Below are 18,917 nucleotides of genomic sequence, written 5' to 3'. Positions count from 1 at the left end.
GCCCGCGCACCGGCCGCGGCCGCGCCGGCGGGGGGCGGGGGCGGGGGGGGGGGGGGGCCCCGGCCCCGGGGCGGCCCCCCGCCGCCCCCCCCCCCCCCGCGCCCCGGGGGCGCGCGGACACGCGGACGCGCCCCGGGCGCACCGGAGCCGCGCGCCGAATCGCCGTCTGACCGGACCAGCAGCGCCGGAGAGGTTGGGATGGATCGAGTAAGCCGATACCTGGTGATGAGCGACCACACGTACACGGACGACACCGGTGTGCCCGTGCGCCTCGCGTACAGCACCCGCACCGCCCAGGTCATGGCGGTCGACGCCGCCACGGCCCGCGCGCTGGAGGCCGGGGACCCGGCGGCCATGGCGCCGGCGTGGACGGAGGCACTGCGCTCCGCCGAGGTGCTCGTACCGGCCGGCGAGGACGAGCTGTCCGCGGTCCTCGACCGCAACCGGCGCGCCTCCGCCGACCGCTCCGCGGTCCAGATCGCCCTGCTGCCGACCTCGTACTGCAACATGGGCTGCGCCTACTGCGGCCAGGAGCACAGCCGCGGCGGCCTGACGAGCACCCACCGCAGCCAGGTGCGCGACCGGGTCCTGCGCGCGCTGAACGCGCCGGCCACGCGCCGGCTGCGCGTCGACTGGTTCGGGGCCGAGCCGATGATGGGCTACGCCGTCATCCGCGACCTGGCACCCCAATTCGTCCGGGCCGCGGACGAACGGGGCGTCGCCTACTCCTCGTTCCTGGTGACGAACGGATCCCTGCTCACCGCGCGAAAGATCGACACCCTCATCCGCGCGTGCCGGGTCACCCATTTCGAGATCACGGTCGACGGGCCTCCGGAGATCCATGACGAACACCGTCCGCTCAAGAGCGGACGCGGCTCCTTCTGGAACATCGTCCGCACCGTGCGGGCCGCGCTCGACGAACCGGATTTCCGGTCCACGCATTTCAACTTCCGCACGAACGTGGACGCGCACAACCAGGACGCCGTCCCCCGCTACATAGAGCTGATGGCGGAACTCGGATTCGCCCGGTCCAATGTGTCCTTTTCGATCGTTCCGGTCCATTCGTGGGGGAACGACGTATCGGAGATCGAGGTATCAAAGCAGAATTTCGCCGACAAGGAAATGCTCTGGTTCCGCCTCCTGCGCGGCCACGGACTGACCGCCCAGCTGCTGCCCAACACCGTGAAGAAGGTCGTGTGCCCCGCGACGACCCTCTCCTCGGAGATCATCAGCAGCACCGGCAACATCTTCTCGTGCAGCGAGTACCCCCTCGTCCCCGCCGCCGAGCAGACCCTCGCGCTGACCCACATCGACCGCGCGGGCACCGAGCCGGTGCGGCCCCCAGGACCCTTCGACGGCTGGAACGACGAGATCGAAGAGGGCAAGACCTGGTGCACCGGCTGCGTCTTCATGCCGACCTGCGGAGGCTCCTGCCCCAAGGCGTGGCACGAGGGGCACCCGCCCTGCCCCAGCTACAAGTTCAACTTCCAGGACCGGCTCGATCTCGTCGCCTCCCAGTGCGGCCTGCGCCCCGTGGCCGGCGGGGCCCCCGGGATCCGCCGATGAGGGACGTCCACGGCCCCGCGCCGGAAGCCGGCAGCGGTCCCGGTCCGGGTCCTGGTCCCGCCCGGCGCCGACTCCTCCTCGGAGTGTGCGGCTCGGGCAACGTGCTCGCGTTGCCGCAGTACCTGATGAACCTCCCCGCCGACCTCCACGTCCGCATCGTCATGACCCGCTCCGCGGCGGCCCTCGTACCCGCCGCGACCCTGCGGCTGGTCTGCGCGGAGGTGTACTGCGACGGCCAGGACGAACTGACCACCGGACACGTCGCCCTCGCGGCCTGGGCCGAGCGGGTCGTGGTGCTGCCGGCGACCGCGAACATGCTCGGGCAGGCGGCGCACGGGCTCGCCTCCGGGCTGCTCAGCTCCTCGCTCCTCGCCCACGCGTCGCCGGTGCTGTTCTTCCCCAGCATGAACCGCCGGATGTGGGACCGGCCGGCCGTGCGCCGCAACGTGGCACAACTGCGCGCCGACGGGCACGCGGTCGTGGAACCGGTGCCGGCTCCGGCCTGGCACATCGCCACCCACGACGTGCAGAAGACCCTCGGACTGCCCCCGCCCGCGACCGTCGCCGCGGTGGTGAGCGAGTTCTTCCGGCTGCCCCTCACCCCGCCCGACCCCGAGGGCGGCGCGACGGGCGGCGCGTCGGGCTGCGTGACCGGAGACGTGACGGGAGACGCGACGGGCGCCCCGTCGGCCGGCTGACCGCTCGCGCCGTCCTCGCGGCGCCGCAACGGAGGAGGAGACGTGGCAGCAGCCGCGCACAGGTTTCGTACGGCATGCGTCAGCGGGCCGATGTCGGTGCGCGGCTTCCGGCTGCTGCTCGCCGGACAGCTCTCGTCGACGGTCGGGGACTACTGCTACGCCGTCGCGCTGCCGTGGCTGATCCTGTCCGGCGACGGAGGTCCCGTCCTGCTCGGCACGGTGCTGGCCTGCTACGGCATCCCCCGGGTCGTCACCATTCCCCTGGGCGGGGTGGTGGCCGACCGGTTCGGCGGCCGGCCGGTGATGCTCATCGCCGACCTGGTGCGCGCGGTCGCCGTCGGGTTCCTGGCGGTGGTGACCGTGAACGGGACCCCGACCCTGGCACAGCTGGCGCCCGTCGCGGTGATCCTCGGCGCCAGTTCCGGAGTGTTCATCCCCTCGTCCTACACCCTCCTGCCCGCCCTGCTGCCCAAGGACGACCTGGGCCGGGGCAACGCCCTGTCCACCATGGTGAACCAGGTCGGCGGCCTCCTCGGACCGACCGCCGGCGGTCTGCTGGTGGCCGGCTTCGGGGCCGGTCCGGCGCTCGCGGTCGACGCCGTCTCCTTCCTGGTGTCGGCCGTGGTGCTCTTCCGGATGCGCACCGGAGCGGACGCCGCCCCCGCCGCCCCGGGGGCCCGGGCCGACGCCGTTCCCGGGAAGCGGGACGCGGGGCCCTCCTTCGTCGAACTGCTGCGCAACGGACGGCTGTTGCACGTGGTCCTCGTGGTCGCACTGGTCTGCAACCTGGCGTTCAACGGCACGATCGAGGTCGCCCTGCCCGGACTGGCGCACGCGCGCATGGGGGCCACGGGCTACGGCGTGCTGCTGACCTGCCTGAGCCTGGGCGGCCTGGCCGGTTCGCTGCTGGCGGCGCGCGTCCGTACGGTGACCTCGCCCGCCTACCTCTTCGCCGGGCTCGCGGTGGTCATGGGGGTGGCCCTGGCGGCCGTACCGTACGCCGGCGGCCTGGTGGGCGCCGCGGTGAGCATCTGCGTGTACGCGGTGGCCAGCGGCTGGCAGAACATCGTCGCCGTGACGATGCTGCAGGTCTGGACGCCACCGGCCCTCATCGGCCGGGTCATGAGCCTGGTGATGCTGGCCGTCATGGGCACCTTCCCGATCTCCGTGGCCGTGGCCGGCTTCGGGGTCCGCCACCTCGGCGCGGCGCCCTTCTTCCCGGTGGCGGGGGCGGCCATCTCCCTGGCCGTCCTGGGCGCGCTCACCCAGAAGGCGTTCCGCGGCTACCGGACGGGCAGCGAGTACGGCTCGGACGCCGGGTCCGGGCCCCCGGCGCCGAAGACGACCCCGGCGGCGGTCACCACTCCGGCCGCGGAGACCGTCCCGGCCGCGGCGGCCACCCCGGCCGTGACGACGGCCCCCGCCCCGGCGGCGGCCCCGGCACCGACGCCCCCCGCACCGACGACCCCCGCGCCGCAGGCGACCGTTCCGCCGGCCGCCCGCCCCGCGCACCCGTGGCAGGACCGCAGCAGTCAGGAGTCACAGGGATGAGCGTGTTCGTTCCGTTGGGCAGGCCGGTCCAGGACCGGGGGCGGGGAGCCAGTGGCGTCGCGTACCTGCTGATCAACCCGCCCCTCACCGATCCGACGACCCCCTACCACTCGATCCCGTACCTCGTGGGCGCCGCCCGTGAGGCCGGCCACACCACCTACGGCTGTGTGGACGCCAACCTGGAGGCCTTCGAGTACCTCGCGGATCCCGAGCGCTTCGGCGCGGCGATCGATTCCGCGCGGCGGACCCGGGCCGAGATCGAGGGACGGTCCGGCCCGCTCTCCCGGTACGACGAGATCCGCTACCGGCAGTCCCTGGCGGCGGAGGGCCTGACCGCCTCGTCCGCCCGGGACGCGGTCTCCGTCTTCAAGGACCCGGAGCTCTTCTACCACCCCCCGACCTATGCCCAGGCGGTCGCGGTGATGAGCCGGTGGTGGGACCTGCTGGCGATGGACATGCCGCCGGGGGCGCTCGACGGCTTCTCGATGCGGGCGAAGTCCACCGTCAACCTGTGCAGCACGGCGGACCTGTCCGACCCCGCGGTGATCGAGGCCGTCTCCCGCCCCTTCGAGGACTACTTCGCCGACGCGTTCGACTCCCGGCTCCGCGAACGGAGTTGGGACCTGGTGGGCCTGTCGGTCAACTACACCAGCCAGCTCCCCGTCGCCCTGCGCATGGCCCGGCTGATCCGGTCCGTCCTGCCCGGCGCGGTGATCGTCTTCGGCGGTACCGAGGTCGGAGACGTCGTCAAGTACGCGGCGGACCCGGACGCGCCGTGGAGGGTCTTCCAGGACGCCGACCTCATCGTCCCCGGCGAGGGGGAGGCCGCGCTCGTCGGCATCCTCGACGCGATCAGGGACGGCGCCGGCTTCGACGGCGTCGGCGGGGTGATGACGAGGACCCGCCCGAACCCGCCGATCGCCTTCGCCGCGGTGGCCACGCTGGCGAGCCCCGCGTACGACGTCTGGGAATGGGACCGCTACTGGTCGCCGGAACCGGTGATCCTCTACAGCCCCACCCGCGGCTGCTACTGGAACAAGTGCACCTTCTGCGACTACGGCCTGAACACCGACCGGCCGACCTCGCCCTCCCGCGAACGCCCCGTGGCAGCCGTGCTGGAGGACCTGCGCCTGGCCTCGCGTTTCGGCCGGACGCTGTACTTCGCCGTGGACGCCATGTCCCCCCGCTACCTGCGCACCCTCGCCGAGGCCCTCGCGCGATCGCCCCTGGACATCCGGTGGGCCGCGGAACTGCGCCTCGAACGGACCTTCCCCGAACGCGCCGTGGGCGAACTGCTCGCCGCCTCCGGCTGCGTCGCCGTCTCCTTCGGCTACGAGTCCGGCACCCAGCGGGTCCTCGACCTCATCGACAAGGGCGTACGGATCGCCCAGGTGCCGGACGTCCTGGCCGAGCTGGCGCGCAACGGGATCGCGGCCCAGATGATGGGGTTCACCGGATTCCCCACCGAGTCCGCGTCCGAGGCGCTCGCGACCTACGCGTTCCTCCAGGACCACGAGAAGCTCTGGACGACCGCCGGGATCGGGGTCTTCTCCCTGACACCGGGCTCCATCGTCGCGAAGGACCCCGAGCGCTTCGGCATCGAGCTGCTGCCCATCTCCGCCTCCGACGACATCCAGCGGTACGTGAACTGGCGGGAGCGGGGCTCCTCGACGGTGCACTGGCCCGAGGCGACCGACTCCCGGATCCCGCGGGAGTACGTGGCGAGCATCCGCAAGGTGAGCTTCGACCGGCCCTTCGTCGGCGGCATCGACTCCGCCCACAGCCTCCTCTACTACGCCCGCTTCGGCCGGACGCTCCTGCCGGACGTACCGTCGGGGGAACAGCCGCTCGTCCGGCTCGCCGACGAGCCGGTGGTCAGCGTGCCGTTCGCCTCCGTCGAGGCCCTGACCGGTGTCGACGACCTGATGGCCGAGGTGGGCCGCAGGAGCCGTCACCACCTCGACACGACCGCCTCCGCCTACGACGACTGGCTGCGCGGCACGGGAGCGGCCCGCCCCGGGTCCTGCGGAGCCCTCGTCCTCGCGCACGGAGACGTGGTCGAGCTGCCCGCCGGAGTGGACTTCACCGCGGACACCGCGATGGCCCGGGCCCTGCGCCTCATGGTGGCGGCCCAGGCGCGCACCTGACCGGGGCGGGGGACGAGCCGGCGGCGGGCCGTCCGCTCCGTCCGGCGCCGCGGACCCGCGCAGCGCACCCACCGGCGCCTTCGGGGAGCGCCCGCCCGGTCGCCGGGTGACGTCCGGGAGGGCGATACTGAAGGCCACGCTGCGTGGAGGCGACATGCGCGAACCGGAGCACGGCGGCCCGAGCCCGGCCTCAGCGTCCGTCAGTGACGTGGCAGCGGTCGTCCTGGACGACGAGGGCGTGGTCATCGCCTGCTCCGGGGCGGCAACGGCGCTGCTCGACTGCTCGCCGGGGCGGGTCTGCCCGCCCCTGCTGGCGCTGCTCCCGGGCGATGAACCGCGAGAGGCTCCCGACGGGCCTGCGGCGGCCGGGCCCGGCGGCGCCGATCCTCCGCGCGCGGACGCGCCGGGCGTGGACCCACCGGACCCACCGGACGCGGCGGCCGGCCTGGCGTTCGAGGTGATCCGCCTCCGGGCACGGGCCCGGGGCGCCCCCGCTTCCGACGCGCGGTGGCTCGTACTGGCCACCTCGGCCGCGACCGAGGCGGCCGCGCGCGACTCGGCGCAGCGCCGGACCGCGCTGTTGCACGGCGCCGCCGCGACCATCGGCGCCTCCCTCGACGTGACGGAGACGGCCGAGGCCATCGTGGAGCTGCTCGTCCCGGACTTCGCCGACCTGGCGACCGTGGACCTCGCGGAGCCCGTGCTGGTGGGGGACGAGCCGGCGCACCTGGACGCCGGCCGCGACGTCCGTCTGCGGCGGACCGCCTGCGCGCGGAGCCCGGGGATCGCCGCGGAGGACCTCCTGGCGGTCGGCGAGGTGGTTCCCCCCGTGGCGGACAGCGCGGTGATGGGTCCCCTCATGGAGGGGCGGGCCGTGCTGATGGCCGACGTCGCCGTCCTGCGCGAGGCGCTCGGCGTGGATCCGCAGAGCCTGGAGCTGCTCGTCCCGAGCGGGGCGCGTTCCTCCGTGGCGGTGCCCCTCTCCGCGCGCGGCCTGATCCTCGGCTGCGTGACGGTCTGGCGCGGTCGGCTGCCCTCCGCGTTCGGAGAGGAGGACGCCGTCCTCCTCCAGGACGTCGTGTCCAGGGCGGCGCTCGGCGTGGACAACGCCCGCCGCTACACCAGGGAACACCGCTCGGTGGTGGCGCTCCAGCGCAGCCTCTTGCCGCGCTCGGCCTGGGACTTCGCGGCCGCCGAGACGGCGGCGGCCTACCAGCCGGCGGGCGGCGGCCTGGGAGTCGGCGGGGACTGGTTCGACGTGATCTCCCTGCCGTCGCTGCGCGTGGCGTTCGTCGTCGGCGACGTCGTCGGGCACGGCCTCGACGCCACGGCGGCCATGGCGCGGCTGCGGACCGCGGTGCAGACCCTGGCCGACCTCGATCTGGATCCGGGTGAGCTCCTGACGCACCTGGACGACCTGGTGCTCGGTCTCTCCAGCGAGCGGACGACCGGAGAATCCCCCTCCGAGCTGGCCGTCCTCGGTGCGACGTGCCTGTACGCCGTCTACGACCCGGCGACGGGGGAGTGCGGCGCCGCCACCGCGGGGCATCCCCCGCCCGCCCTGCTGGCTCCGGGTGAGGACCCTGTCTTCGTCGGCATGGCGCCGGGACCGCCGCTGGGGGTCGGCGGCATGCCCTTCGAGGTGACGGAGTTCGGCGTACGGCCCGGCAGCATGCTGGCGTTCTTCACGAACGGACTCGTCGGGAGCCGAGACGGCGACATCGACCAGGGGATGGAGAAGCTCAGGAGCTCGCTCGCCGCTGCGGACCGGGACCTGGCCCTGGCCGAGATCTGCCGGAACACCTTCGACAGCGTGCTGCCCCGGGAGCCGGCCGACGACGTCGCCCTGCTCCTGGCCCGTACCCACGGCCTCTCCCGCGATCACATCGCGACGTGGGAACTCGAAGCCGACCTGTCCCTCGTCGCGCACGCCCGGGAGCTGGTGACGGACCAGTTGTCCGACTGGCAGCTGGACGACCTCGCCTTCGTGACGGAGCTCGTCGCCAGCGAACTCGTCACGAACGCGATCCGCTACGCAGGCGGCCCCGTCGGGCTCCGGCTGATCCGGGACCGCAAGCTCATCTGTGAGGTGTCCGACCCCAGCAGTACCCAGCCGAGGCTGCGCCGCGCCCGGGAGACGGACGAGGGCGGCCGCGGCCTCTTCCTCGTCGCGCAGCTCACCGACCGCTGGGGCTGCCGGTTCACCCGGTCCGGGAAGACCATCTGGACGGAACAGGGCCTGGGCGAGGCGGACCGGGCTCCGCGCCACGCCGCGGCCCCCGGCCGATCGGCCGCACGACGCGGCTGACGCCGCGGGCCCGTGCCTCCCGTCGGCCTCCGCCCGATTCCGGCCGTAGCCTGGACACCGACAGGGAGCACCCCTCGCGCCCCGTGCTGTTCCAGCGAGGAGCGACCATGACCCACGCCGCCTACCGCATCGGCCAGATCGTGCCGAGCTCCAACGTCACGATGGAGACCGAGGTCCCGGCCATCCTGCGCGCCCGGGAGTCCGTCGCGCCGGAGCGCTTCACCTTCCACTCCAGCCGGATGCGCATGACCCACGTGACCCCGGAGCAGCTGCGGGCCATGGACGCGGACTCCGACCGCTGCGCCGTGGAGCTCTCCGACGCACACGTGGACGTACTCGGCTACGCCTGCCTGGTCGCCGTCATGAGCAGGGGGCTCGGCTACCACCGCGCCGCCGAGGAACGCCTGCACGCCCGTACGGTGGACAACGGCGCCCCCGCCCCCGTCGTCACCAGCGCCGGCGCCCTCGTCCACGGACTGCACGCCCTCGGGGCGAAGAAGATCGCCCTGATCGCCCCGTACACGCGCCCGCTGACGCAGACCGTCGTCGACTACCTCACCCACGAGGGCATCGAGGTGCTCGACCACGCGGCCCTGGAGATCCCCGGCAACCTCGACGTCGCCGCGCACGACCCCGCGCGCCTTCCGGGGCTCGCCCAGGCCCTGCACCACGCCGACGCCGACGCCGTCGTGCTCTCCGCCTGCGTCCAGATGCCCTCCCTGGGCGCCATCGACGCGGCCGAACAGCTCCTCGGCAAGCCCGTCGTCTCGGCGGCCGTGTGCACCGCCCACCAGATGCTGCGCGCCCTCGGCCTCCCGGCGGTGGCTCCCGGAGCGGGCCGCCTCCTGTCGGGCGCCCATGCCTGAGCGCCGGACCGTCGTCGCGCAGCGGCCCCGCCGTGACCCGGACCGGCCGGGAGGCGGTGTCACGCCGACCGGCAGACGATGGAGGCGTGGAAACGACCGCGGAAGGCAGGGCAAGGACGCCGCGGCGTCAGGTACGGGTGCCGGATGAATGAGCACATACCGGTCGACGAGCTGATCAGCGGCGCCGCGCAGGCCGCCGGCGGATGGCTGGGCGCGCTGCCGGTCGCCCTCCTGTCCACCAGCGCCGACGGCACGATCGTGCGCTGGAACCAGGTCGCGCAGGAGCTGCTGGGGTACGCCCCGCCGCAGATGCTGGGACACAACATCGCCGACCTCCTCCATCCGGGATCCGACCGGAGCCTGGGCCGCTCCCTCTGGGAGGCCGCGGCCACCGGGCGGGGCGTGATGGGCACGGTGACCGTCTGGCACCACGACGGGCACCCGCTGGAGGTGGAGATCTGGGCCTCGCCGGTGTCCGACCGTGGGCACGGCTCGGCCTCGATCCTGGTCTTCGCCGCCGATGCCCACGCGGCGCGGCGCATCAGGGGGTCGTCGGCGGTATGGGACGGGCTGTTCTCCCGCTCCCCGGTAGGCATCGCCGTCCTCGACACCCAACTGCGGTTCCTCCAGGTCAACCCCGCACTCGAAGCCATGAACGGGCTGCCGGAGTCGGCTCACGTGGGGCGCCGCCTGGCCGAGATCCTCCCGGAGGTGAACGCCCACGAGATGGAGGAGGCCATGCTGCAGGTCCTGGCGACCGGGCAGCCGCTCCTCGACCGCCGCCGCGTCGGACGGACACCGGCCGAACCGGACCACGACCGGGCGTGGTCGTGTTCCTACGTCCGGGTCGAGGATCCCGCCCACATGCCGATCGGCGTCATCGCCTCGCTCGTCGACATCACCGATCAGCAGCGCGACCACGTGGAGGCCGAAGCGGGACGGCGCCGCCTCGCCCTGCTCAGCGAGGCCAGCATCCGCGTCGGCTCCAGCCTGGATCTGGAACGCACCGCGCAGGAACTCGCCGACCTCGCCGTGCCGCGCCTGGCCGATGCCGTCACCGTGGACGTCCTGGACGTCCTGGCGCGCGGGGACGAGCCCGGCACGGGGCTGATCGGTGGGGCCGCCCTGCGGCGCCTGGGCAAGGCCCCCCTGACCGGATCCAGGGTGACCGACGTCCTCGCCCCCCTCGGCAGGACCCTCGTCTTCCCCCCGGCCGCCCCCTACGCCCAGGCCCTCGCGGCCCGGCAGACCTATCTGGTCGCCCGGCTGGACGAGCAGGCCGTCGCTCTCGCCGGCCGGCACTCGGCCAAACCCGGGCAACTGGTTTCGGTGGGAGTGCACTCGATCATCATGGCGCCGCTGGTGGCCCGGGAGGCGGTGCTCGGCGTCGCCACCTTCTACCGCACCCGCCCGGTCGGGCCCTTCGGCGCAGAAGACGTCATCCTCGCCGGTGAACTCACGGCCCGCGCCGCGCTCAGCATCGACAACGCCCGGCTCTACAACCGGGAGCACGGAACCGCGGTCATCCTCCAGCGCAGCATGCTTCCCCAGCACATCACCCCGCCCGCGGGACTCGAGGTCAGCCACCGCTACCTTCCCGCGAGCGACGTCAACGAGGTCGGCGGCGACTGGTACGACGCCGTGCAGCTGGCCGGGGGCAAGGCGGGCCTGCTGATCGGCGACGTCATGGGACACGGCATCGCGGCGGCCGCGGTCATGGGCCGGCTGTCCGCCTCCGTACGGGCCCTCGCCCGCCTGGACCTTCCGCCCGTCCGGCTCCTGGACCAGCTGGAAGCCGTACTCGGCGATCTCGCCGAGCCGATGCTGGCCACCTTCCTGTACGTGGTCTGCGACCCGGCCACCGGACACTGCACCGTCACCCGGGCCGGACACCCGCCGCCCGCCCTCGTGCTCCCCGACGGCACGGTCCGGCTCCTGGACACCCCGCCCGGAGTCCCTCTGGGCGTCGGTGGGGTCTCCTTCACCCCCACGGATTTCACCCTGCCTCCGGGCAGTCTCCTGGTCCTCTACACCGACGGCCTGATCGAGGCCCGCGGCCGTGACCTCGACGAGCGGCTGGCCGAACTGACCCGTCTGCTCGCGGACCCCCAGCGCCAGCTGGACCCCCAGCGCCAGCTGGACCACCTGTGCGACTCGCTGATCACCCACCTCGTCCCGGCGGCGGCCGACGACGACGTGGCCCTCCTCGTGGCCCGCATCGGGGGCTGACGCCGCGACCGGCGCCCTCCCGGTCACGGCGCGGGAGGGCAGGGCTCCGGCGTCGTTCCGGGCTGCCCGGCACGACGCCCCCTACGGTGGCTTGCGTGACGGAACGCGCGGCGGACGCAAGCGATACGGCGAGGGCCGCGGAGACGGCCGCGGCCCAGCTCAAGGAGCGGCTCTACGCGACCATCACCATGATCTCCGTGGTCATCGGGCTCGCGGGCAGCAGCCATGTGGAGGCCGTCGGGGCCGCCGCGACGGTCGCGACCGCCTCGGCGGGCCTCTGGCTGGCCGCCCTGGTCGCCGACCAGCAGGCCCACCGCGTGGTGCACGGCGCGTTCGCGCGGGGACGGGAACTGCGCACGATGCTCTTCGTCAGCAGTCCGCTGCTGGTGTCCGCGGTGGGACCGCTCGTCCTGATCGGCGCATCGGCCCTGGGCGTGATGGGCCTGGAGCCGGCCTTGCTCACGGCAGCCGGGGTCAACGTCGCCACCTTGTTCGCGTGGGGGTGCTACGGCGGGATCCGCATGGGCGGCGGGGCGGCCTTCGCCCTCCTGGCCGGCGCGATCGACGCGGCGATCGGGACGGCGGTCGCGCTGGTCAAGGCCGCCGCCGGACACTGACGCCCGAGCGCGCCGCCGGACACCGACGCGCGAGCACGCGGACCCCGTACCGGTCGGGCGTCGCCAGGATCAGGATCAGGACGGGCGCGCCGACCGGTCCGCCGGGCGGCCGCCGTCCCGTCAGGTGCGGTTCAGGGGCAGGTCGAGGCGGGCGAGGGTCATGGTCCGGTCGGTGACCGCGACGTCGGTGTCGGTGAACCGGGCGGAGCCCAGCCGGTCGCGGACGAAGGCGCGCAGGGCGGGGTCGTAGGAGTCGAGGCCGTCGAGTACGGCCTGCGGAACTTCGATGGTGCCGTAGAAGCTCCTGGACTGGGACGTGAGCCCCGGGGCCTGGGGGCTCTGGCGCAGACCGTCGACCGTGTGCAGCGTGAGCTGGAGCTTCTGGCCGCCCGCCTCGAGGATCAGGGGCGTGGCCCCCACGGCGACATCGAACTCCCGGACGCGGGCGGTGACCTGGCCGAGCGCGCCGCCGTAGTCGTACGGGGAGGGCGGCGCCAGGGTGTCGGCGGAGCGGTCGGCCGCCGTGTTCTCCAGGCCGTGGCCTTCGAGGGGCTCGCCGGTGGGGGTGAAGGTCCACCCGGACGCGGTGAGGGCCTTGCTCCAGTAGCCGCTGCGGCCCTGGTCGCTGCCCTCGACGCGCAGTTCCCGGGCGTCCGATCCGACGCCGGTCTTGTGGATCGAGATCCGGTCGGTGACCTCTCCGGGGATCTTGGGCTGGCGCAGCCAGCCGGGGGCGGGCAGCTGGATCTTCGGGAAGGTCGCGCCGCGCTGGTCCTCGTAGGAGTAGCTGAAGAAGATCCTGTCGGCGCCGGAGATGTCGAAGTCGTAGAGGCGGGTGTACATGTCGCCGTAGCGGTTGATGACGAACGAGGTGGAGGCGGCGGTGGAGAGCGCCTGAGCCTGGAAGCGACCGCCCAGCGGAGTGGCCATCTCGTAGCTGTGGTCGGCGGGGAGCCAGGGGTCGACGTACGTGATGCGGCTGCCGTCCTCGTTGAGCGCGAAGACGTGGGAGACCTTGGCGCCACCCGCCGGGTGGTCGTTGCCGGCGGTGTCGCGCCACACCTTGTCCTCGCCGGGAGACAGGACCGACCAGGTCCAGCGCGCCGAGTGGTAGGGGACCGTGTTGCCGCCGCCCAGCCACAGCGGGGCACCGTAGCGGTGGGTCCAGTTCCAGGTCCAGGGCGCGTTGAGGGCGTGGTCCATGGTGTAGATGGAGCCGTCCTCGTCGAGTGCGACCAGTTCGTCGTCGTCCACGGAGATCCCGGTGATGTGTCCGGCCAGGCAGTCGGGCAGCGACATCACGCGCCAGCCGCCGTTCGCGGCGGCTTCCTTGACATGGATCCGGCCCTCCCGCAGCGCGAAGGACCACCGTCGGTTGAAGGTCTCCGTGGTCCCGCGCAGATGGATCTGCGACGGCAGGCCGACGGCTGACGGCTGCAGTGCGGAGAGCCCCAGGGTGCTGTTGCCCGGCACGAGGTCGGCCAGGCCGGCGGTCCCGGCCAGGTGGCACGGACCGGTGGCGGCCGCGGCCGGGGTAGCGGGGGCGAGGGTGGCCACCAGGAGCACGGCGGCGGCCAGGGAAGAGCGAAGCATGTCGGATCCGTTCGAGAGGGATGAGGACGACCAGCAGGCCCTGTGGACGCAGTGGGCACGAGTCTGGCAGCGGAGCACCACCCCGTTGAAGGGTCGTCATATTACTTTTGAGTAACTGAAAGTGGAGAGTGTCGTTCACTTGCCCGTCAGGCAAGGGATTTCGCACAATCACGCCAACTGGTGAACTGATTTCGTTGAATCCTGGCGCGAGAACGGCGGTATCGGTAGCGTGGGGGATGCTCCCCGACTGCCTCGGCGTGCCCCGGCCATCCGCCGGGGCTCCGTCCGCCATGTCGTGAAGTCCTCCCGCTCGCACCGCACTTGTGAAAGAGACGACGTGAACCACAGCCAACTCCCGTCCACGCTCGCGGAGACAGACCGCACCCGTCACCGCCGCCTGCGGGCGCAGGGAAGTCTGGACCGCGCCGCACTCGACGCGATCCTGGACGCGGGCTTCATGTGCCACGTGGGAGTGGTCGTCGACGGCCACCCCATGGCCGTCCCCACCGTCTACGGCAGCGACGGCCGCAATCTCTACTTCCACGGGTCCGTCGCCAGCCGGAGCCTGGTCGCGTCGCCCGGGGCGACGGTGTGCGTGACCGTGACGCACGTGGACGGCCTCGTCCTCGCGCGGTCGGTGTTCGAACACGGCGTCAACTACCGCAGCGCGATGATCTACGGCGTCCCGCGCCTGGTCACGGACGCGGAGGAGAAGCTGGAGGGTCTGCGCTGCCTGACCGAGCAGGCCGCACCCGGACAGTGGGACTACGCGCGACAGCCGAACGCCAAGGAGCTGGCGGCGACCGCGCTGCTCTGCCTCTCGCTCGAGGAGGCGTCGGTCAAGACGAGCACCGGAGGCCCGGACGACGGCGAGGGACCCGACGCCGCCCTCGGAATCTGGGCCGGAGTCCTCCCCCTGGTCACCACCTGGGGCGATCCGGAGGCCGACGCCCTCCTCACGGACGACGTCCGGCCCCCCGAGCACGTCGCCGCACGCACCGGTACCCCCGCGTTCCCGACGGGCACGACGGGCGGGGCCGCGCCGGGTGGCGGCGGCCACTGACAGACCCGGGGGGCCGGCCGGACCCCCGGGGCACGGCCCATGTGGCTGTTTCGCTGCGCGACGCTCCCGCGCTCGTGAATCATGCGAACGAGCCCGTGACGGCCGGTCTATACCGAAGAAAACTGGAGAACCCCGATGAGCACGTACGCCGACCTCCTCGTCGACGGTGCAACCCCGATGAGCGCGTACGAGGGGCAGGTGTGGGACACGCTCAACGAGCACTGGAAGCGCCGCAACAACCGTCGTGGTCTGCCGAACTGGGCGAGCGCCGCCCTCGGCCGCACCGGCGAGGCCGCCGGAAACGCCGTGCGGCGGGTCACGGACGCCGTGCCGGAGGCGGTCGCGGATCCGATCCGCCGCGCGGGTGGAGCGGTCGCCGACAAAGCCATGCGACCGGCCCTCGGAGCGGCGGCGGCGATGCTCGAACTGGTCAACGACTGGGCCATGGAGCTCAATGACCCGAAGAACGTCGAAAAGCTCGTCCGCAAGCAGGGGTTCGATCTCGACAGCTTCACCGAACTGCGGCACCACGACCTCAAGGTCTGCGACCGGCTGCTGTCCCGCAACACCCTCACGTGGCGCACCGCAGGCGCACTCGAGGGCGGCGCCATGGGCCTGCTGGCCATGGTCCCCGTCGCCGGCATACCGGCCGCGATGACGGCGGACATCCTCGTCATCCAGGTCCTGAGCGCGTCCATCGCGGCGCGCATAGCGTATTCCTACGGCTACGACGCCAAGGACCCCGCAGAGCAGATCTTCATCCAACGCCTGGTGCGCCGCTCCTTCATGGCGCAGGCGGCGAAGGCCAAGCCGTTGCGTGAGACCGCACGCGCGGCGAGCGCGGTCAAGGGCCGCGTGAAGTGGTCGGCGAAGCTCCGCAACGACCACCAGCTCCTGGCCGCCCTCGAGAAGCTGATGCAGCAGCTGGGACCGGCCGGCTCCAGAGTGCCCGTTCAGAACGTCGCCAAGGTCGTGCCCTTCGTGGGCGTCCTCGTCGGTGCCGGCATGAACGCCGCGGTCCTCGGCGGGGTGGCCGCCGACGCCCAGCGGTACTGCCAGACCCGTTTCCTGTGCGACAAGTACGGGCTCACGCTGCCGTCCGCACTGGCGACCGACGACGACGATCCGCAGTCCGACGCCCCGTAGAGGACGGCCGCCGGGCCGTGTCCGTCACAGGGGTCGCCGCGGGAATCGGCGCCGCTTGAGGCCGACGCCGGGTCCGAGGGTCAGACCCTGACAGCCTGGCTTCGTCGCTTGGTTCCGAGAATGCCTGTCACGACCGTGACAGGCATCATGGCACCGTGAACCAGCAGATGTCACCGGAATCGGGCAACCGGGAATACGCGTCGACCTCTGCTGCGATTCGTGCCAAAGCCCCGGCCTTGTCCGAGTTCCATGGCAGGAAGGGGTCCTGTTCCGACTCCGTCAGGTCTCCCGGTCGCGCCCCGGTGTCGTACAGATCGGCGACGATCCGCAGGAGCAATCCCAGTTGTTCCTCGAACGTGGCGCCCCGCCCGAGCAAACTCCCCACTGCTCCGCTGACGACCGAGAAACCGAGCCAGTCGTCGTGTGCGTATTGGCTGAGATAGTCCAGCTCTCGGCGGTAGGTCTCGTCATTCACCATGGCTCAGTCCCCATGCTGTGGGATGTGGAATCGTTTCATGTCCAGCCCGTCCACGTCGTTGTAGTCAATGGTCGCTCCGCCGGACTTGCTGAACGGCCGATAGGTCACGGTCGATTTCGGATCGTCCGACAACTGCCACCCCTCATCTTGCCGTCGCCGTCGACGGCGGTCTCGCGTGCGGAATCATGCCGGACCTGGTCATCGGGGTCGAGGCACTTCAGTCCCAGCGGGTCCAACCAGACGAAGGGGTTGGGTACGAAGGTGTGGTGGTTGGGCGCGGCGCTCAAACCGAGTGGGTCGGGTGAGGCATAGCCGGCGAACTGGGGGTCGTAGTATCGGAAGCAGTTGTAGTCGAGGCCCGTTTCCTGGTCGCGATACTGGCCCGGGAAGCGAAGCGGGCAGACTACCGGTGTCGCGTCTGACGGAGCCGGGAGGTTTGCGCCCCACACCGTCGTGCGGAGCTGCCGGCTGATGCGGCCGTCGGGGGTCACCAGCTCCATCGGGGTACCGGCGAGGTCCGTGACGATCGCGTGGAAGCGCGCGTCGAACTCCTCCTGGGCGTGGTGGTCGGCCTGCGCCAGGGGACGGTGCGTGCCCGGTGCGTAGTCCCAGGTGGTGGTGTGACCGTCCGAAGTGGCCTGCTCGACTAGTACTCCAGCCGTAGTTCGTGATCTCGATCGTGAGGGGCGCCGAGGAGACAGCTGGCAGCGTCGATCATCTGGACGAGACCGACCACGCCGTCGCGGGCGTCCGTTCCTTCTCCGCCTACCCGAGTCCACCGAGACGGAGGGCGTTCCTTATCTCGCTGAGCTTCGCGGTCGTCGCCGGGGTCCACTCCTTCGCCTGCTCACCGAGACGGAGGGCGTTCTCAATCTCGCTGAGTTTCGCGGAGGACAGAACGCCCGCTCGCTCGATCAGGTCGTCCCGGGACACGGTGGTCAGCCACGTGCAAGGGGTAAAGCCCGGACGCGGCAACGCGAACCGAAGCACGCCTTCAAAGGGCAGTCCTTCCACGGCGCCTACTGCCACTTCGACGCCCAGACCGGTGATGTCGACACCCGCCCGAGCGACGACCTGCATCACCCGGATCCCGGACGCGTCGTCTCCCGACAGCAGCACGACCGGCCGCCGCTCGTCGAACTCCACCCACCAGACTTCGCCACGTTGCACATGTCCTCCTGACACAGGACGGCGGGCGGACGCTGCGCGACCCCGACGCGCTGTGGAGACGGGTGCGGCCACCCGTTGATCATCGGTGTGTGAAGACAAACGATCACGCGGTGGCCGCAGGTCATAGCGTAGACCCTGCCCGCTGGCAGGAGGCGTTCGAGGGCCTGATGAGCCGGATAGCGGGACGGTTCACACGGGTCGAACCCCGGTTCCGAGTCAGGAAGTTGGTGCTCGGACTGCTGTCGGACCTGCCGCGCAAGAACTGCTGGACCATCGCCGAATGGGCCGGGGAGAGGACCCCGGACGGCATGCAGCACCTGCTCGGGCGGGCCAAGTGGGACGCCGACAGGGTCCGCGACGATGTGTGTGACTGCGTGGTGGACCACCTGCACGACGACCAGGCGGTACTGGTGGTCGACGAGACCGGGGACGTGAAGAAGGGCACCGACACGGTCGGCGTCCAGCGCCAGTACACCGGCACCGCGGGCAAGATCGAGAATGCCCAGGTCGCCGTCTACCTGGTCTACGCCGGCCGGCGCGGGCACGCGGCAGTGGACCGGGAACTGTACGTCCCGCGTTCATGGACCTCCGACCCTGACCGCTGCCGGGATGCCGGACTCGACCAGGACGCCGCCTTCGCCACCAAGCCGGAACTGGCCACTCGTATGGTTGCCCGGTTCCTGGACGCCGGCCACCAGGCCGCATGGGTCGCCGGCGACGAGGTCTACGGCGGCAACCCCAGGCTGCGAACCGCATTGGAGGGACGCGGCACCGGCTACGCCCTCGCGGTGGCCTGCTCGCACGAAGTCACTACCGGGGCGGGGAGGTTCCGTGCGGACACCCTGGCCAAGAAGGTGCCGAAGCGGGCCTGGCAGAAGCTCTCCGCAGGGGCCGGGGCCAAGGGCCACCGTTTCTACGACTGGGCAGTCATCGACCTCGCCGACCCCCGACCCGGGAGTCGTCAGCTGCTGATCCGCCGTAACCGCAGCACCGGCGAACTCGCCTACTACCGCTGCTGCTCGCCCGCATCCGTGCCGCTGACCCTGCTGGTCAGAGTCGCTGGATCAAGATGGCGGGTGGAGGAGTTCTTCCAGTCGGGCAAGGGCCTGGCCGCACTCGACGAGCACCAGGTCCGCCGCTATGCCTCCTGGTCCCGCTGGGTCACCCTCGCCATGCTCGCGCACGCCTTTCCTCGCCGTCGTACGCGCAGACGAGCACACCCGCCCCGCACCCGATGCCCTCATTTCGCTCACCTGCAACGAGATCCAACGCCTGTTCATCACACTCGTTGTCCGACCCGTCCACGATGCCGCCCACTGGCTCGGTTGGTCCGACTGGCGGCGCCGCCACCAGGCCCGATCCCAGGCCAGCCATTACCGTCGACAAGCCACCCAGGCATGAAGATCACGATCTACGGCTGGAGTACTAGGAGCTCACTTTGCTTCGTACCATGTTCAAGTCCCACATCTAGGATCTGAGCATTTC

At 71.9% G+C, this 18,917-nt stretch carries 14 protein-coding genes and 1 pseudogene; 11 read left to right on the top strand and 4 right to left on the bottom strand.

The window, feature by feature from the left end; genetic code table 11:
- The first annotated feature begins 225 nt into the window (after positions 1 to 225).
- From ACWF9Z_RS10295 to ACWF9Z_RS10260, 8 genes are all read left to right on the top strand, one after another.
- Positions 226 to 1,566 carry a radical SAM protein gene (locus ACWF9Z_RS10295; protein WP_453599789.1) on the top strand — a complete coding sequence of 447 codons (1,341 nt, stop codon included), beginning with the start codon at positions 226 to 228 and terminating at the stop codon, positions 1,564 to 1,566.
- The gene (locus tag ACWF9Z_RS10290; RefSeq protein WP_453599786.1) at positions 1,563 to 2,264 is read left to right on the top strand and encodes a flavoprotein; all 702 of its coding nucleotides are present in this window, start codon (positions 1,563 to 1,565) and stop codon (positions 2,262 to 2,264) included. Before ACWF9Z_RS10295 ends, ACWF9Z_RS10290 begins: the two co-directional genes overlap by 4 nt.
- Before the next feature lie 42 nt (positions 2,265 to 2,306).
- Positions 2,307 to 3,815 (top strand): MFS transporter, encoded by a 1,509-nt coding sequence (locus tag ACWF9Z_RS10285; protein WP_453599783.1) that lies wholly within the window; start codon positions 2,307 to 2,309, stop codon positions 3,813 to 3,815.
- Positions 3,812 to 5,962: a B12-binding domain-containing radical SAM protein gene (locus tag ACWF9Z_RS10280; RefSeq protein WP_453599780.1), complete on the top strand. Its 2,151-nt coding sequence runs from the start codon at positions 3,812 to 3,814 to the stop codon at positions 5,960 to 5,962. The genes ACWF9Z_RS10285 and ACWF9Z_RS10280 overlap by 4 nt, the downstream gene beginning before the upstream one ends.
- Positions 5,963 to 6,116: 154 nt before the next feature.
- Complete coding sequence (locus ACWF9Z_RS10275; protein WP_453599777.1) at positions 6,117 to 8,270, top strand: SpoIIE family protein phosphatase; 2,154 nt, start codon at positions 6,117 to 6,119, stop codon at positions 8,268 to 8,270.
- A 107-nt stretch (positions 8,271 to 8,377) separates the two neighbouring features.
- The gene (locus tag ACWF9Z_RS10270; protein WP_453599775.1) at positions 8,378 to 9,136 is read left to right on the top strand and encodes a maleate cis-trans isomerase family protein; all 759 of its coding nucleotides are present in this window, start codon (positions 8,378 to 8,380) and stop codon (positions 9,134 to 9,136) included.
- Between the two features lie 144 nt (positions 9,137 to 9,280).
- Positions 9,281 to 11,365, top strand: coding sequence for a SpoIIE family protein phosphatase (locus tag ACWF9Z_RS10265; protein ID WP_453599772.1), 2,085 nt, complete (start codon positions 9,281 to 9,283; stop codon positions 11,363 to 11,365).
- A 95-nt stretch (positions 11,366 to 11,460) separates the two neighbouring features.
- Complete coding sequence (locus ACWF9Z_RS10260) at positions 11,461 to 11,982, top strand: hypothetical protein (RefSeq protein WP_453599770.1); 522 nt, start codon at positions 11,461 to 11,463, stop codon at positions 11,980 to 11,982.
- Between the two features lie 120 nt (positions 11,983 to 12,102).
- On the opposite strand, the gene ACWF9Z_RS10255 is transcribed toward ACWF9Z_RS10260, so the two are convergent.
- Positions 12,103 to 13,575, bottom strand: coding sequence for a hypothetical protein (locus ACWF9Z_RS10255; RefSeq protein ID WP_453599767.1), 1,473 nt, complete (start codon positions 13,573 to 13,575; stop codon positions 12,103 to 12,105).
- 337 nt (positions 13,576 to 13,912) lie between these two features.
- Between ACWF9Z_RS10255 and ACWF9Z_RS10250 the strand changes: the two genes are divergently transcribed.
- Both ACWF9Z_RS10250 and ACWF9Z_RS10245 read left to right on the top strand, forming a co-directional pair.
- Positions 13,913 to 14,638: a pyridoxamine 5'-phosphate oxidase family protein gene (locus tag ACWF9Z_RS10250; protein WP_453599764.1), complete on the top strand. Its 726-nt coding sequence runs from the start codon at positions 13,913 to 13,915 to the stop codon at positions 14,636 to 14,638.
- A gap of 135 nt (positions 14,639 to 14,773) precedes the next feature.
- On the top strand, positions 14,774 to 15,784 hold the full coding sequence (locus tag ACWF9Z_RS10245; RefSeq protein WP_453599762.1) for an EcsC family protein: 1,011 nt from the start codon (positions 14,774 to 14,776) through the stop codon (positions 15,782 to 15,784).
- A gap of 145 nt (positions 15,785 to 15,929) precedes the next feature.
- Here the strand turns inward: ACWF9Z_RS10245 and ACWF9Z_RS10240 are convergent, their stop codons facing one another.
- The 3 genes from ACWF9Z_RS10240 to ACWF9Z_RS10230 all read right to left on the bottom strand — a co-directional run bounded on the left by ACWF9Z_RS10240 (position 15,930) and on the right by ACWF9Z_RS10230 (position 17,432).
- Positions 15,930 to 16,262, bottom strand: a complete 333-nt coding sequence (locus ACWF9Z_RS10240; protein ID WP_453599759.1) for a hypothetical protein — start codon at positions 16,260 to 16,262, stop codon at positions 15,930 to 15,932.
- Between the two features lie 104 nt (positions 16,263 to 16,366).
- Complete coding sequence (locus ACWF9Z_RS10235; protein WP_453599756.1) at positions 16,367 to 16,762, bottom strand: RHS repeat domain-containing protein; 396 nt, start codon at positions 16,760 to 16,762, stop codon at positions 16,367 to 16,369.
- Between the two features lie 265 nt (positions 16,763 to 17,027).
- Positions 17,028 to 17,432, bottom strand: coding sequence for a type II toxin-antitoxin system PemK/MazF family toxin (locus tag ACWF9Z_RS10230; RefSeq protein ID WP_351408166.1), 405 nt, complete (start codon positions 17,430 to 17,432; stop codon positions 17,028 to 17,030).
- Between the two features lie 167 nt (positions 17,433 to 17,599).
- On the opposite strand from ACWF9Z_RS10230, the pseudogene ACWF9Z_RS10225 reads away from it, so the two are divergent.
- Positions 17,600 to 18,833: pseudogene (locus ACWF9Z_RS10225) on the top strand (IS701 family transposase).
- Positions 18,834 to 18,917 lie beyond the last annotated feature (84 nt).

This window comes from Streptomyces sp. NPDC054961, assembly GCF_053609145.1.
Note: the sequence above shows the minus strand (reverse complement) of the source record. Positions and strands in the feature narration are given on the sequence as shown.